We start from the raw sequence: 15,268 nt of genomic DNA on the forward strand, positions 1-15,268 counted from the left end.
CCCAAGATTTTCCAGATACGTTTCGAAGCAAGATCACGCTCGTCACGCTGGTTGCGGGATTCGCAAGTACCGTCTTCATCCCGCTGACCCAAGGCCTCGTCACCTGGTTCGGATGGAGAGACGCCTTAGCCGTGCTAGCTGCCTTCAACTTAGTCATTTGCGTACCATTGCAATTCTTCGCCATTCAGCGCAGAGCATCACATGCGGCAGGCGTCGCGCACGTCGCGGCGGTTAAGGCAATCAACGCGGAGGCGACGCATCGTGCGCTGCGCACGCCCACCTTTTGGTTCCTAGCAGTTTGCTTTACTGCTTATTACGCCACCTTTGCCGCGTTGACCTTTCATCTCGTACCCTTGATGGCCGAGCGCAAGATCCACCCTGCCATCATTCTCCTCACGATGGGTGTCATCGGTCCGGCTCAGGTCCTCGCACGAATCATATGGGCCACCGTCGGACGCAACCTTCGACCATCTGTCGTCGGATTGCTTGTCACAACGGCTTTCCCAGTGTCCGTGGTAGTCCTGATGTGCGCCGGTGACCGGTCCATCGGGCTCGTGCTATTCGCCACCATATACGGCGGCGCAAACGGAATGATGACGATTCTGCGTGGCACCATCGTGCAAGACGTCATGTGGACGGAAGGATACGGGGCAACGAGCGGGTTGTTATCTATGCCGTCCAACATCGCCAAGGGTGTCGCGCCGCTGTCAGCGGCGGCACTTTGGAGCATCGGACACGACTACTTGCTAGTCGAGTGGGTGGTCCTGGTGGTGTCGCTGATCTCCGCTCTCGCGTTTCTGATGGCTATGCGGCTTGCGCCGAAGAATGCAAGACGTGCCTTGGCCTCTTCAAGCAGTTTTCCCCCGGTTCACCGAAGCCGGCGACCAGACCTTTCTGATTGATTTCACAAGTCCACCTGCCTGCGGCCTTACGCGCAGAACTGTTACTTGCGGTGAATCAGGAATCTGAGTCAGCAGCACGTCGTGTTCGCACGCGCACCTTGGCTCGATATATCTCGCGCACCGTCCTGTCTGTCAGAGCGCCGTTCGCAACAGCGCTTTCCAAACGCTTAAAGATTGCGGCGATCCCACGCTTTTGCAGTGCTACCACTTCGGGGCGAAGCTTGCTAGATGCGTTCGAAGCCATAAGAACCTCCGTCGTCTGCCATGGGTGGAACAGCCCTCACTACGAGGATGTTGCGATTTTGCCGTTATCGTCTAGATTGCGTATCGATAGGCTGATCGAATTCTTCAATGCTTAGTCCACGTCGCAGGCAGTGGTACGCAATGCATTGCCAACGCTCAAACCACTTTCGCTCCAGTAGCTCATAACGCCTGAGCTCCGCACGCAGATCCTCGATCGTATGGTCAAGATATAAGAGCTCTTCATTCCGCGCACGTGAGCGAGATCGTCGATCGGGAGTCGCGAGCGCACCTTTTGCCATCTGGTAGGCGGTAACAATCTGCGGATGCCGGCTCAATGCCTGTCGAGTGAACCCTGAGAACGCTTCTATGCGTTCCCAAGTCAGCTTCGTACCAAGCTCGCCGTCTTTCCAACGCGCCAGTTCAGCGATGATGCCCGCTGCCTTGCGCTCACTGAGTTTTACGTTAGCACGGATCGCTTTCGTCATCATGTCCTCGTCGGTCGATATAGCGCACTAGGTCCGCTTCAACGAAGTCCAACATCGCCAATTGAACCATCAGTTGGTCATACCGAGTGCGCAAATGTCGTATCCAGTCCGGCTCGACCAGCGCCTTTACATCGATTTGATCTTGGACATTTTTGAGGCTTACAAAGACGACTGCTGCTTGTCGCTTGAGTTCATCTAAACGCGACTCGTCGTGCTTCAGCCATATGTAGTCGTCGCAGTTGTCCGCGCACTGCAAATGACGCGGACACGGCGACATCTGGAAATCGTGCAGGCACATGCCCGGACCGACGTCGTGAACTGCGTGAATCCGTGCAAAGAGAAACGTCCGGGCGCGATTGACGGGAAGCGCGCCGGCAATATCGGGTACCGCCCCTTTCATACGGCCACCCATGATCTCGCTGACAACGTGCGCAGCTCTTTCTGCTGGGCTCGAATGCTGGTACGCCCCCATATCGGCTGCATGCTTGCGGCCAAACCACTTTGTCTGGACGAGATCGGGAGCACCTCCTTCGTCGAGCATATGGTTCAGGAAGTGGCGGAATCCATGCGAACGGATGTCAATCGGCGTTCCGTCATCACAGATGATCCCACGGCGCTCGAAGATCGAAGGACATGCGTGCCGCGCACCAAGGAAGTCGCTAACATTCTGGTCGGTGATGGGGCGCGCCGCATACATCAGGGTTGTTCTGGTGCCGCGGTGCATCTGGTTTGCATAGACCACGCATAGCGCCTCGTGCAATGCCAATCCAGATCCGGACGCGCCTGGTATGACCGGTAACGCCCAGTGATCAAGCTCTAGGCCCTTGAGCAAATCGGCACGACTGAACCGTATCCTTCCATCTACGATCCAATATTTAATCTTTCGAGCTCGAAGGAACTGAGCGACGGCTTTGCTTCGCAAGCCAATCATCGCGGGCAACGCCGCACTATCAAGGTCAACCCCCGAAGGCACATTAGCAAGCAACGCTCCGGTCGACGCATAGTGTCGGGCAACGATGCGCGCACCCTCGGTCGCCTCATGCAGTTCCTCCATCGCCTCTTCTACAAGGGCCGCAGTCTCTGTCAACAACGGCTTGTGAGCCCACGAAACGGCCACATCATCTGCGCGACCCTTCAACTGCGCATAGCGCAAGATCTTACTACCGTCTTCAGCCAACGAAATGGGGCGCTCCGGTAGCGTGAGCATTTCCCCTACACGCAGACCCGTGCAAACCATTACGGTCGCAATCAGCACCATTATGCGATCGGCGCTGACAGGATCAGTCGGTGCGGCATTGTGCCCAACGCTTTGGTAAAGCGCGCCTATCGCCCGTATTGCTTGCTCGTCGGGCAGACGGCTACGATGCCCTGATGTCTCGCTGTCTTCCAGGCACCGGTCATCTGATGGGAAGCGGGGACGAATTTTCCGTCGGTACCGCCAATCAAGCCTGAGCCGACAAAGACCATTACGATCCACCATGTCGGCAAGCTCTTCTATGTGCCCGACGACTTTATAGGCGGATGTTTCCCGTTCGCGAGCAAAGAGGAGCGCTGCCGCGGCATCGAGATGGTCAGCGGTCAATTCGCCGATATCGTGGGCCCGATCCGCCATGGCTTCTGCTACGTATCGTGCGGCGCGCACAAATACCATGTGACTGCTTGACGACTGGCCTCGCTGACAATGCCTTAGGCACACTAGTGCTTTCACTACATCACTAAACGGACTGCTAAGCGGCGCACCGAGGCTGCGAGAGATCTGGCTGTGATGCGTGAACAGCAGTCGCTGCGCTGGCTTGTCTGCCTTATAACCTCGTGTGCGGTGCTCATATGCGCGGGTTACATCCCAAACAGCACTGTCCCATTCCACTCCCGGAAACGGAATGACCGCCCTCGCTCTTGACACGAGTTTCTCACGGTTGACGACCCAGTTTTCCGACGGCATGCCGACCGCGCAGGTCGGCGCCGCCATAGACTTACGTCTGGTGACCTTTCCTGCCAACATATTCATCAACCTCGCGGACGACTTGAGCAACCGCGTAGATAACATCATCGAGCTGAATCGAGAGACGCAAGCCATACTTCGTTTGCCGGTACTCGCGACTCGCCAGCAGTTCGTTCAGAACGGCCTGATGATCGGCTTCTGCATATGGCTGGAATTTCGGGCAGAGATAGCACGAGAACGGAGGATCAAGCGCGCAGAGTCGATCCTGACCACACGCTCCGATCTCAACAGGCGGTACCGCTGATATGTCGCCTACAAACCGGACGCTTTTTTCTGGATTCGAGCCGTTCACGGCGGACTCGGCCGAAGGCACCAACGTTCCACGAAAGAGCTTCATCAACGGCGCTATTTTCAGCGCCGCTGCACGGTCCAATATTTTGGTTAGACGCTTTCCTTTGAGTGAGTAGTAGACCTGGACATGCTGCGTATCCGAGTGATCGAGCATCGAAGCCAACACTTTCCTTGAGACGCCCAGTTCGACCATCGTTGTCGCAAACGTATAACGCAATCGGCGAGGGGTGATGTGAAGTGCGCGCTCGGTGCGCGGAGATACCAGATTCATCCGTACCGCAAACTGCTTGATGAGTGCGCGGAATTGCTCTACCGTGATGTGGTATCCATACTCACCGACCCCTGTGGACTGACGCCAGTGGTCGACTTCACTACGCATGAAGAGCGGCCGCGGACAGACCCCACAGTCGATTGATTTGTTGACCGAGATAAGTGCATGTAAATGATCGGCAAGCTCGTCGCTCACACCCTCCTCGATAAAAGCTTGGCGGGCACTGATACCCGTTTTCTTGATCCTTGGAACAGCCAACGTCCATTGCTCCGGTACGTTGAATCCTTCTAGGATGTTTCGCAAATCTTTTTCCCGCAGCAGACAGAAATTGGCTGGATTGCGGCCATACGCAAGACTTAATACGACAGCAGCACGCTGCATTACATGGAGCCGCAACATCGAGTCGTCCTCAAGCAACGCGCGACGCAATATCGTGACTTCTGTATCCCAAAGCGGGCCGCACTCGTCGTCTTCAAGTTCAACAGCCATTCGGGATGGCCGAGCGGGAACGCGGATATCGTCGAGTTCCAGTGCGAACTCCTCGTCAAACCCAAGGCAGCCTAATGTTTCCGAACACCAAATATACCAACTGCGCAGGACGTAAAAATCGTCCATCTTCTTGCGTACTCGTAAGCGCTGGATCGCGCTTTGCATCAGTATAAGTAGCGCATCTCGCGGACTCGATGGACCACCGGTTGCAGCATGACCCTGGCACGTTCCTTCATCTTCACTCGAAACAACATCGGGATCATTGCGCGGTCGGCCATACAAGGCGCCGATAACGGTAGCGATGCCGTTCGCGACGGTGACGCCAGATAGCCGTGTCAGCAGCAGCGTTGCCCATCGTCGTACCGCATAGTTTAGATTTACGTTGCAAGCGGCGTGGTTGGACCAATCAACGGCTACGTGCCCGGTTGCGACATTGAACTTCCAGACCGAGCCACTTAGGTCCATTTTTCGGCCATCCCGATCAACGATGCAATCGGGCAATTGAGGTAGTCTGAACCGCTGCAGAAGCACGGCCATAGCCTGATTCACTTGACTGTTCGTCACATGACGCCCCCGCCATTTGACTGGCCAAAGAACGCTGCTTGATACCCCAAACTGATCTGACACGACTCCCGCCTGATTGCGGCATCAATGTACGGTCTCATCGAACTTGATGAGCGCCAGCCGAAGAAGTACATCATGTCCTTCTCGACACGCTCCTCATCCAAGCCGCTATCCAGTCCTGTTTGCCGGAAGTTCATGGCGCATGTGCTTCGCAGACAATGCGCATGCAGGTCGTTGTATTCAGGATGAACAGCAGCAACTTGATCGAGCAGCCCGTTCACGCGCATGAGGCTCATCGGCTGACCGCTTCGACTCAGGAACAAGAACGGACTTTTGTTGGCACCGGGAATGGTCCTGCGCGTCCTGCAGATGTACTCGTTAAGGGATCGCGCGAGTGATGAATCGCAAGGAAGATGTCTCGACTCGGTCTTGACCTGCGGCTCGTTGATTCGTGGATCAGAGGGATCATCGGGTGAACGTTCAACGCGAATTTCCGGGATCGCTCGGGACAGGCGGCAATCTGAAACCCGTAGCTTGAGCAATTCCCCTCGCCGCACGCCCAGAGTAACCATGACCAGTACGATCAGGAAGTTACGTTGGCGATAGGGCGTTTTCCACGGATTCTCGGGAGAGTCTGGATGGCAGATCTGCAGCAGCCGTTGCAACCGATCGGCGGACAACGGCGCCGCGTGGACGGCAGACGGTATGCGCACCCGCGCTGCACTCGCGAAGCTACGCTTCATAAGCAGCAACTTTTCGCGCATGTCGGGGATTTCCGAGCTGCCTATGGGCATCGCGGACATTGAGCACTCAAGATGCCACACGACACATTGCGCAACAACGCTCAACCGAAATGCGGTCGTGGCAGGTGAGACCACGAGTTTGCGGACTTTCCCTGTCGTCAGGAAGTTGCGCCGGAGCCATGGATGAAGCCGACCAAAGATTTCTTCCTGTGTCAGGCCCTGTCCAGATCGTAAGCGCCCCTCAAGGGGAATTCCTTCCTGAGACGCCCACATCCACAAGTAGCCAAGCACACGCAGCGTCTTGACCAGACTGTTCACGGATAGCCGAAGGCGCAGGCGCTGTATCAGATATACGTTAATCCAGGTGACTGGCTGTCGCTCGGCATCGAGCAGGATCGGCAGACGCTCGCCGCTCGGGTGCAGGACCGTCACCACGTGAAATCGAGCATTCATGGATGTCTCCCAATGCCTGAAATCAACATAGACGATCTTTACAGTTTTTCCGAGCAAGAACCCTGCGAATGCTCGCCCGTGGCCTATCCGAGGCCAATCCGTTGACGGTAAGTGTTACCAACACAAAACCAGCGATCGCCGCGGTACCCCTCCGGCAAATGTTGCGGATATTCGCAGGCCGTGAAACGTAGATAGAAAAAGGAAAACCCCGCACAAAGGCGGGGTTGATGTTTACACTTTTTGGTTACGGGAAGTCAGAAGGGGATGTCATCGTCCATGTCCGCGAAGCCACCACCGCCGCCAAAACTTGCCGGAGCAGATGCCTGAGATGCCGGTTGTCGATTAGACGCAGGTCTCGAAGAAGCTGGCCTGCTCGCCGGCGCTGAGCGATTCTGCGACTCAAAGCCGTCGCGATTCGAGTCGCCCCGCTCACCCGAAGAACGCCCGCCAAGCATTTGCATCTGCTCGGCAACGATCTCCGTTGCGTACTTCTCAACACCGGCTTGATCCGTGTACTTGCGCGTACGGATTCTGCCTTCGATATACACCGATGAACCTTTCTTCAAATACTCGTTCACGATTTCAGCCAAACGGCCAAAAAACGTGACCCGATGCCATTCGGTCGCTTCCTTCATCTCGCCGGATGTCTTGTCCTTGTAGCGATCTGTTGTAGCGAGTCGAATGTTCGACACTGCGTCTCCACTTGGGAGATAACGTGTTTCGGGGTCCGCGCCGAGGTTACCGACGAGAATCACCTTGTTGACTGAAGCCATAAGAGAAACTCCTTAAGATTTTTTTCGAATTGACCATTGCCACTTGTCCCATAGGACTTGCGCGCCTTGTGCATCAAGCTTTGGCCGACCGTGTTTATCAACTGCCGGTACCTTGATCTTGCCGAGACGCTTCACCTCGACTGAATCGCCCGTTGTGCATCGTGCGTCGGCGATCGCGTCGCGAAGCCCTTCGCCTTGAAGAACATGGACTTCGCCTCGGTGAGCGAGCGTTAAACAGAACGACTCGTACGTCTTTCCAGGCCGCTTGCCATCCGGAAAGGTCCTTTCGCCCCATTCCTTGATTACGCCAAAGCGCGGACGCTCGACGCGTCGTGGTTGCACGGATGCAGGCACGACGTCCTCAACGTGCGATACCGCGTTGTCAACGATCGCGTCCGCTTTTGCCGAAAAGCGCTGAGCACGTTTCCCCTGACGCTGCTGCGGTTCTTGACCCTCAGGTCCGATCGAACCGGCAGCGTCCTTGATTGCGCTCGCGATTGCCTCGGTCACGGAGCAGGAAAACTCGCGTACCAATGCCCAATGCGGTGTGAGAGCGGGAATCAGCTTCATACCGACTGTTGTTTCTCGAAGGTCGTAATCAAAGGCCGGCTTGAACTGAACGACCACATCGCCTTCATCGCGAAACAGCGTCGGCTCCCCAGCGATTGTCACTTGGCGCTCATTCGACGTGCCCGTGCCGACGACGATCGGTGCCGAGGGTGCGTTTGACGCGGCTGACGCCGGCCGTTGTGAAGCAGGCGGATTAGCGGATGGACTCGAAGCAAAAATGCCTTCGAAAATTCTGCCGAACATGATTGACGTCATGGTGCCTCCTTATAAGAGCGTGCCGAAGCACTCGCACCGCACTTCTTCCATGTCGCGCTTGAGCAATGGATTGCTCGTGATGATGTCTTGCAAGATTTCCGGATCGATCCCGTTGATCGAGCAGACGTATCGGTACGGCAACGCGCCATCCCAAAAACCCATTACCCAGCCGAGTGTCGCTCGGTAGTCATCGGTGTCGAACTTCTTTCTGTTTCTAAGTCGTTCGCTAAAGAGCGTGCAGCAGTCCATCAGCGATTCCGGCATGTTGTCACCGCGCCGACTGTCTGTCGCAAGACTCACGAGAGCGTCAACCATCTTGTCAATCACGCTATTGGTCCAGTACTGCGGGTCCGGAAGCGGATCACGCTTGACAGTAGCAGGAACGATCGCAAAGGGTCCGCCGAACATGTCGAGTTGCCATGCTGTAACTTCGTTTTGCATGAGAGTGCTCCAGTGAGCGGGAATCCCATGCCCCAGACGGGAGGATTCCCGTAGGGGTGAAGTTGCAAAGCCGCCGGTTGGCGGCTTTGCGGTGAAGGCGTGGCGACTAGCTGTCGGTGCCCGTCTTAAATGGAACGACAACGGCCGATTTTGCGTACTGCCGCTTAATCGGTGTTGCCGGTTGCGCTTGAGGCTCGACTGCCGCAATGGGTGCAGCAGTGGCCGTTGCTGGTGCTTCTCTCGATTCGTTGGCGTTTGGATCGGACTTCAGAGCCGCTGAGATCGACTTCTTAACCCAGGCGGCACCAACGAAAACAACGAAAATGGCGGCGAAAAACGAATGCGCCGCAAACCACAGCGCGAAACACACGGCCAAAAAGACCAAGGGCGACTTGGCCGCCATATAAACCAACTGTTTCGGCATTTTTCTCTCCAGAAAAACTAACGCACTAGGGGATGGCCAGACCGAAGTCCGGACGGTTTCGATGCTCGGATGAGCAGGGAAAACGGGCGCGCGGAGAGACGCTTTCGTCAGGGCTCGTGACAAGCCATCACGAAAACGCTCACCGGAAAAAGGGAATATGGCTCGAAGGACGGAGTCGCCCGGAGCCGAAGTCGATGCGTAGAGAACGCGAGGTATGCAACCGACTTTACGCGAGCGCGACCGGTATGGCCGATGGAAAGCTCGCAAATTTATAGTGGCTTTTGAATCGACGAAATTGGAATTCCAAACACACGCCAAGGTGTGCGACCCAGTGATCGGCCATCGACGATTACTGAATGAGCTCGAAACGCGATGCTGCAACGCCCTCTTTAACAGAAAGGCGCTCAAAATCACCCGCCTTTCCGATCCAATCGTCTGATTAATCGGCGTAACCTACCCTGGTGGCGTGCTACGCGACGTCTTGACAATGCCACGAAGTTGCCAAACTCGTTTCAACCAAACCAGAGCTTGAGGAAGACGATGTTCTTCGAAATGTTGATCGCAGGGGCTGCTATATATGGATACCGGCAATTTGTAAAACGGCCACATGCCAATAAGGCGGGCAACGCATCGTGGTGGGCACCAGCGGCTGAGCGTGCGCAAGCGTCTGGATTGCTAGGAGAAAAACGCACGCAAGCCAAGCTGACTGAAGCGCTCGGGTGGTGTTGCGGAACGGACTACTATCTCCACGAAGGCTCGCTCATCATCGAGCATGCCCCTGGCACGCGTTTCCCCACTATTGAAATCGACCATCTTGCTGTCACACCTTTCGGCATTTTTATCTTCGAGACCAAAAACTGGAGTGGGGTGATTGAGCCGTCTTCAAATCCCGACTTATTGGTTCGAACGACGACCGATGGCAAAACGGAAGAACGAAAATCGCCAACTGCACAGAATCGTACCAAGCTGGCCTTCCTGCGATCCGTGTTACCCCGTGGATGGAACATTCAGGGCGTGGGCGTATTTGCATCTCCCGAATGTCAATTCTCGGCAACGCTTGATACAGATCTGATTTGTATTGATGAGTTGCCTTTCTGGCTTCGCAATCAGCGCCACCGTGGCAACGGAGCGTTAATTGATATCGCCATGGCGGTGAAAGCGATTCGAAAGTTCGAGGATACCGCGCCAGACGCTGCCATCGCCCACAAGCGAAGGATCTATCAAAATCAATCAGCCGTGTCACGAAGTATTTAAGAAGACTAATTCAGTAAAAACCTACTTATAACCCTTAATTTTCATCAAAAACTACCGTTATTAACGAATGATTTCAAATCCACGAGCCCTTTTTTGTGCCCCTTCGTGCGAAAGAGCGGGTATAAAAAGCGTCTTTCGGCGCCGACCAAAATCGTGTACAGCCTAATCTGACTTCACCAGACTTAGGGACCTATCGAAACCATTGGAGTCGCAATGCAGCTCAGTAACTTGTCCGTGAAAAAGACGACCACAAGTCTCGCACCATTCAGCCTTCTCGAGCCAGAAGGTCTTGACCCCCTTGAAGATTTTGATTTTCTCAGTGGCAGTGACTACTCGTCTGCCACGCGAGAAACGATAACGGAGGTAGGTCGCAAACTTTTCGGCACCAAACCCGAGAACGAAGAACTTGTTGCTCGTCTCACCGAATACATGCTCTCGGTGACGGCGTCGCGGAAAAAGATTGCTGGTGAACTGGTCTTATTGGGCGGAAGCCTTGCAAACTCGATGATGCTAATCGTGGATGACCACACAGCAAAAGTCGGCGTCTCAACTTACAACATTAACCAAGGCAAAACCCAAGCCTACAAGTATTTTAAAGAGTCGCTGCAGCTTACCAAGCACGCTGCCCGTAAATACATGCGTTGCTTCCAAAAATTTGGGGACGATAACGAGGCAGTGCAGCTGTTTAACATCGGCGAGCTAAACATTTTGTCCGCGCATGATGTCACCGACGATCAAATCAGCACGGTTATGCGGCACAAGCTTGCGAATCCGAAGATGACTCAGGACGATGTGCAAGAGCTGCTTAATTTTCTACGCAAACAAGAAGAGACTCTCGAGGACAAAGAAAAAGAGCTGGAAAATGTCCACGGTTTGCTCGAAGACAGCAAAGACCAGTTGCGGGGAGCCGAAGCTGACTCAAAGCACTTGAAACGCCAAGTTGCTGATCTGAGCCGCGCGCTTCGAGAGAAAGAAAATCAGCTTCAAACACAGAGCGATTTTGTGAAGGAGCGTACGTCGGGGTTGGGACAACTGCAGAAGGACTACCAGGACAAAGCAAAGGAACTCGAGAAGGCGTTATTCGAACTAAACGCCCTTAAAAACGCTAAGCCTGTAGTGGAAGTCCAAACCAGAACCGTTGACGCGGTCCCGGAGGGCTTCACAACTCTCAGCGAAGCCTACGAAACCCGTATGGCAGATCTCAAAGAAGCCGAGGCGTTGAAGGCTCAAGCCGAAAAGGAACTTGCCGAATTGCAAGCGGACGTCGCTGCAAACCGGGCTGCAATCGAAGCCGAAAATGCGGTGCAAACCACGCTTAACGAACTGGTCTCCGTCTGGGAGCCCTTCGTAGCGAAGTTCTCTACCGCACAGCTTGTCGTCCAAGCTTCTAAAGATCCGGCGCGATACACGCCCTCGCTTCAGGCACTAGCCGCAATGCTTCGGAAATGTTTGTCAGAACTCGACGGAGCGATCGGGCTGTAACGCCATACCTTTTGTAATGACGAGCGGTGTACAGACCAGCACCGCATCGAAAACACGACACTAAATTCAAAAATGAACACGTCCAGCTCCATCACACGACAACCGACGAACACGTTAATTCCGCATTGGCTAATCGAGAAGATTCAGCGAACAAATTATGCGCTCACTGATTTCATGCAGATTGCGCTTGCGGATCACGACGCCTTAAAAAACGTGCTTGCCGTTACGATGCCGGAGATGATGGAGTTTCGAAAGCAGGCCTCGCCGATGGCGACGTTGATGAACATGCCATTTGTCGCGCTTGCCCCTGTACTGGATGATTCTCGCGATTGGAAGTCGATTATCGAAGGGCCGACACCCTCAGCGAAAGTCAATCAGCTTTCCGCTGAGATGCCGCTCGTGGACAGAGTCACAGCCCGCGATATCTTCCACTACAACAAAGACTACCTGCAGTTGCTCAAAGATGTATTGCACATGAGCTTAGTTGCAGTGCCCTTGCTCGGCATCTCCTTTGAGCTTGCGGCGTACTTAAAGAGCATGCCAATCGGCCAACTTGAAACCGCAATATCGCCAATCAAATTTCCTCTTTTTCGGTGGCGCTTCAACACGAAGAGCTTTTGGGACGAATACAGCTCGAACGGACTAACCGAAGAATCCGTTGCGCATTACATCATGCAAACGGCACCGGTTCGCGCCGGCGATTTACCCTACCAAGCAATATGGACCAGTCTGAGAATTGATCGCGCACTGAAGGAATTCTATGCGCGCTCAATGATGCAACAAGGCTGCCGTGCATCGACCGCGACCAATTTGTTTGACCTCAACCAGGGCAAAGCACGACTCATCTACAAGGAGTACCACGGGGTTAAGTCACCATCTGGCAACAATGCGAGCTCGCTTACGTGGTACGTCGACCAAGGCGTCCGTCGCCTTCAGGCAACGGTGTACACATGGCTGTATCGAAGCGCTTTGGCCAGTGACGGAAATATCCCGGAGGCACTCATTGCGTCCAACGACCTGATGGCAAAAATGTTCGGCAAAAATTCGGTAATCTCGCCAGATCGAGGTAACCATCTCACCCGCAGGATGGCCAGGGACTCGCTGCTGCGAATGGCGCCGTGCCGCTCTTGCGGGACGCATTACATCCTTTCCAATGGCGAAGGAAAAATTGAGTTGGAACAGAGTTTTGCATGCCCCGGATGCGCTCTTCTGTTGACCTCAAAGGGACAATCTAGCAAACGAAAGGTGAAACTTTGAGGCATTTCGATGGAGCGGTTTGCAAGGCCCACGAATGGTCCGTCGAAGCAGGACTGATCATCTTCACGAAAGACGGTCGCGCCCAGTTCGGTTGGCGGGATCTGATCACAGGCCAGTTTCATTCCGAAGCCGATGGCCGTTGCATTAGCGAGGTCATCGGCGCGATTGAGTTCAACTCGGATGTTGCCCATTAGCGATGCACGACTTTGCCTACCTGTTCAGGGACAGTGCCGCATCTTGGCTTGATGGCCGAGGCGACGCCCGATTCAGTTGTTATGAACGATTTTATCGGGCGTCGCGGGCAGCCGCGCCCCAGGCCTTAGAGTTCGACCTTGAGACGTCCAACGAAGAGTATGTGACGATTTGTCGGCGCTCCCGAGGTCGAATCGTAAGGGTGCTAGATAACAACGTATTCAAGAGCGCTGTACTTTCGCTGACGCTTCTCTGGATCGGCTCTTCGCTGCTTCCCATCGCCGGCCAGTCTGAGCCGGTGGCAACCGGCGCTATCCTTGTCGGCGCTTTCGTATTTCTACGAGTGAAGAGACGGCGCGGTCGTTCGCCGCGAGCCTAGCAAACGGTTGCGCATAGGCAACGGAGGGTTGGGCGGTCCCCTTACCTCGATTTACAATGCGTACCGGCCAATTTTAGGAAGCGGCAGATTAAGAAGACAGATCGTTGCTCACGCGACTTGACTTCTCATGCCGCTCGGTAAGCTAAGAAATAAGCAGATCGCAAAAATGCGACTGCACCAACGACCTACGAGGGTTTTCAAATGAAAGCATCAAAAAATATCAAGCTCATGGCTGCGGTCGCAGCTGCTTCTCTCCTTCTGTCGGCATGCGGTGGCGGCGGCGGTGGGAACAGTTCCGCGGCGCCAGCCACAGGCGCGAGCGCTCCGGCAGTTCCTGCAAGTGGAGTCGCACCGCAGACGTCAATCCCGGCCACGACATATGCTGCGGACTCTTTCCAAGCGACCGCATTTGCCACACTGAATAACTACCGGGCGGCTATGGGCGTCGGCACACTCAAGCAAGATCCCGTGCTTGATACCTCTGCGCAGGCTCACGCGCTTTATCTTTTCTCAAACATCAAGAGCGGCGCAGTGACTTCACTGGTACATGACGAAGTATCAACAAATGCGAACTATTACGGTGATTCCCCGTTGTCGCGAGCGGAGAAGGCAGGTGCAGCAACATCCGAATGGATCGCCGAAAACGTTGCTGCTGGAGTAAAGCAAAACGTCGATAGCGCAGCCGCACAGGACTGCATCGGTCAAGCCTTAGCATCCGTTTATCACCTCGTGGCTTTGACCGCCAACCAAGAATCTGTGGGTTTTGGCTTCGACGCGGGCGATACAACTTATCCGGTCTACACCTGCGCGAGTGACTTCGGCACTTCTACGGGGGTACCGAGCAATCCGCTTCCGAATGGATTTACTTCAAGCGGAGGGCAGATTCTCCAAGTTGGACTTGTTTATCATTCGCCATATGCGAACGAAAGCAACGTTGCCCTTGCAATGCGCGCTGAATCCCCGAACCCCGCCATAGACATTGCTGTTCCCGGCCGTCCGATTCTTGTGCGAGTAAATGCGCAGGAAGGAAACACACTTACAGTCTCACAATTCACGATGACCGACGGATCTGGTTCCGTCGTGCCAGCACGAATCTTGGTTCAAGCTAAAGCTCAAGCGGGCTCCACCGCAACAACTGTTGTCGACCCGAACAACCTTCTTGCATCAGGAACCGCGATACTTTTGCCGCTGGCTCCGTTGAAAGCTTCAACGACTTACACCGTAACGTTTAACGGTGCTCGTGACAGCAGTGCTGTAAGCGCAACTTGGAACTTTACGACCGCGGCAAACTAAACTGCTCTTCAAGTAGGAAAAAGGCGCTCCTCGATGACGGGAGCGCCTTTTTGTTTTGTGAAGAAGTTGAAGCTGACCTTACGTTCCTCCACCGCATCCCGAGCAGGTAGGATAGTTGGGGCTCACTATGAATGGATTCATATTCTTCGGAGCCCAAGTACTTGTCGATTCGTTTATGAGACAAGTGACTTGCCAGCTATTACCTTGGTTTCCGTTCCAGTCCGTCCAAACAGGACCAATGCTGTTGTCGTAATACCTTTGCGTATATCCGCTACGTGTAAATGTTTGGTCGTTCGGGCCAAGGGTGATGCCCTGGCCAGCGGCCGCCGTTGCACACATCTGCTGAGGTGTCGGGTCGGCGCTTGGTGGCGGAGCCTGCGTTCCCGGTGGTGGTGTTGGCGGAGGCGGTGGCGGCGGTGCGTTACACGAATACGCCCAAGCACTGCCAGTCCACACAGGTCCCGAGGCGAAGCCATACTGGCAGCTCGGTGGCGGTGTCATGCAC

The 15,268-nt window shown here is 54.7% G+C and carries 13 protein-coding genes; 5 read left to right on the forward strand and 8 right to left on the reverse strand.

Going from position 1 to position 15,268, the window contains the following annotated elements:
* Positions 1–902 (forward strand): MFS transporter (locus ACRXB1_RS05455; protein ID WP_449491367.1); only part of this gene is annotated, 902 nt, incomplete at its 5' end.
* A gap of 308 nt (positions 903–1,210) precedes the next feature.
* On the opposite strand, the gene ACRXB1_RS05460 is transcribed toward ACRXB1_RS05455, so the two are convergent.
* The 8 genes from ACRXB1_RS05460 to ACRXB1_RS05495 all read right to left on the reverse strand — a co-directional run bounded on the left by ACRXB1_RS05460 (position 1,211) and on the right by ACRXB1_RS05495 (position 8,906).
* Positions 1,211–1,633 carry a hypothetical protein gene (locus tag ACRXB1_RS05460; RefSeq protein WP_449491368.1) on the reverse strand — a complete coding sequence of 141 codons (423 nt, stop codon included), beginning with the start codon at positions 1,631–1,633 and terminating at the stop codon, positions 1,211–1,213.
* Entirely contained in the window at positions 1,608–3,638 is a 2,031-nt protein-coding gene (locus tag ACRXB1_RS05465) for an integrase (RefSeq protein WP_449491369.1), read from the reverse strand. Before ACRXB1_RS05465 ends, ACRXB1_RS05460 begins: the two co-directional genes overlap by 26 nt.
* Positions 3,604–5,232, reverse strand: coding sequence for a tyrosine-type recombinase/integrase (locus ACRXB1_RS05470; protein WP_449491370.1), 1,629 nt, complete (start codon positions 5,230–5,232; stop codon positions 3,604–3,606). The genes ACRXB1_RS05465 and ACRXB1_RS05470 overlap by 35 nt, the downstream gene beginning before the upstream one ends.
* 11 nt (positions 5,233–5,243) lie before the next feature.
* Positions 5,244–6,443, reverse strand: a complete 1,200-nt coding sequence (locus tag ACRXB1_RS05475; protein ID WP_449491371.1) for a tyrosine-type recombinase/integrase — start codon at positions 6,441–6,443, stop codon at positions 5,244–5,246.
* Positions 6,444–6,697: 254 nt separating this feature from the next.
* On the reverse strand, positions 6,698–7,216 hold the full coding sequence (gene ssb, locus ACRXB1_RS05480; protein WP_449491372.1) for a single-stranded DNA-binding protein: 519 nt from the start codon (positions 7,214–7,216) through the stop codon (positions 6,698–6,700).
* 12 nt (positions 7,217–7,228) lie between these two features.
* The gene (locus tag ACRXB1_RS05485) at positions 7,229–7,888 is read right to left on the reverse strand and encodes a hypothetical protein (RefSeq protein ID WP_449491373.1); all 660 of its coding nucleotides are present in this window, start codon (positions 7,886–7,888) and stop codon (positions 7,229–7,231) included.
* A gap of 162 nt (positions 7,889–8,050) precedes the next feature.
* The gene (locus ACRXB1_RS05490; protein ID WP_449491374.1) at positions 8,051–8,482 is read right to left on the reverse strand and encodes a hypothetical protein; all 432 of its coding nucleotides are present in this window, start codon (positions 8,480–8,482) and stop codon (positions 8,051–8,053) included.
* 106 nt (positions 8,483–8,588) lie between these two features.
* A complete protein-coding gene (locus ACRXB1_RS05495) occupies positions 8,589–8,906 on the reverse strand; it encodes a hypothetical protein (protein ID WP_449491375.1) in 318 nt (105 codons plus the stop codon).
* A gap of 540 nt (positions 8,907–9,446) precedes the next feature.
* On the opposite strand from ACRXB1_RS05495, the gene ACRXB1_RS05500 reads away from it, so the two are divergent.
* The 4 genes from ACRXB1_RS05500 (at position 9,447) to ACRXB1_RS05515 (ending at position 14,763) form a co-directional block, all read left to right on the forward strand.
* Positions 9,447–10,160, forward strand: a complete 714-nt coding sequence (locus ACRXB1_RS05500; RefSeq protein ID WP_449491376.1) for a nuclease-related domain-containing protein — start codon at positions 9,447–9,449, stop codon at positions 10,158–10,160.
* A 213-nt stretch (positions 10,161–10,373) separates the two neighbouring features.
* Entirely contained in the window at positions 10,374–11,642 is a 1,269-nt protein-coding gene (locus tag ACRXB1_RS05505; RefSeq protein ID WP_449491377.1) for a hypothetical protein, read from the forward strand.
* A 72-nt stretch (positions 11,643–11,714) separates the two neighbouring features.
* A complete protein-coding gene (locus ACRXB1_RS05510; RefSeq protein WP_449491378.1) occupies positions 11,715–12,899 on the forward strand; it encodes a FlhC family transcriptional regulator in 1,185 nt (394 codons plus the stop codon).
* Positions 12,900–13,671: 772 nt separating this feature from the next.
* Positions 13,672–14,763: a CAP domain-containing protein gene (locus tag ACRXB1_RS05515; protein ID WP_449491379.1), complete on the forward strand. Its 1,092-nt coding sequence runs from the start codon at positions 13,672–13,674 to the stop codon at positions 14,761–14,763.
* Positions 14,764–15,268 lie beyond the last annotated feature (505 nt).

The organism is Caballeronia sp. M23-90 (assembly GCF_053574605.1).

Bases quoted from the DNA above. Each gene is read 5' to 3' on its own strand.
- ACRXB1_RS05460 (WP_449491368.1), bottom strand. From the start codon at position 1,633: ATGATGACGAAAGCGATCCGTGCTAACGTAAAACTCAGTGAGCGCAAG.
- ACRXB1_RS05465 (WP_449491369.1), bottom strand. From the start codon at position 3,638: ATGAATATGTTGGCAGGAAAGGTCACCAGACGTAAGTCTATGGCGGCG.
- ACRXB1_RS05475 (WP_449491371.1), bottom strand. From the start codon at position 6,443: ATGAATGCTCGATTTCACGTGGTGACGGTCCTGCACCCGAGCGGCGAG.
- ssb (WP_449491372.1), bottom strand. From the start codon at position 7,216: ATGGCTTCAGTCAACAAGGTGATTCTCGTCGGTAACCTCGGCGCGGAC.
- ACRXB1_RS05490 (WP_449491374.1), bottom strand. From the start codon at position 8,482: ATGCAAAACGAAGTTACAGCATGGCAACTCGACATGTTCGGCGGACCC.
- ACRXB1_RS05495 (WP_449491375.1), bottom strand. From the start codon at position 8,906: ATGCCGAAACAGTTGGTTTATATGGCGGCCAAGTCGCCCTTGGTCTTT.
- ACRXB1_RS05500 (WP_449491376.1), top strand. From the start codon at position 9,447: ATGTTCTTCGAAATGTTGATCGCAGGGGCTGCTATATATGGATACCGG.
- ACRXB1_RS05505 (WP_449491377.1), top strand. From the start codon at position 10,374: ATGCAGCTCAGTAACTTGTCCGTGAAAAAGACGACCACAAGTCTCGCA.
- ACRXB1_RS05510 (WP_449491378.1), top strand. From the start codon at position 11,715: ATGAACACGTCCAGCTCCATCACACGACAACCGACGAACACGTTAATT.
- ACRXB1_RS05515 (WP_449491379.1), top strand. From the start codon at position 13,672: ATGAAAGCATCAAAAAATATCAAGCTCATGGCTGCGGTCGCAGCTGCT.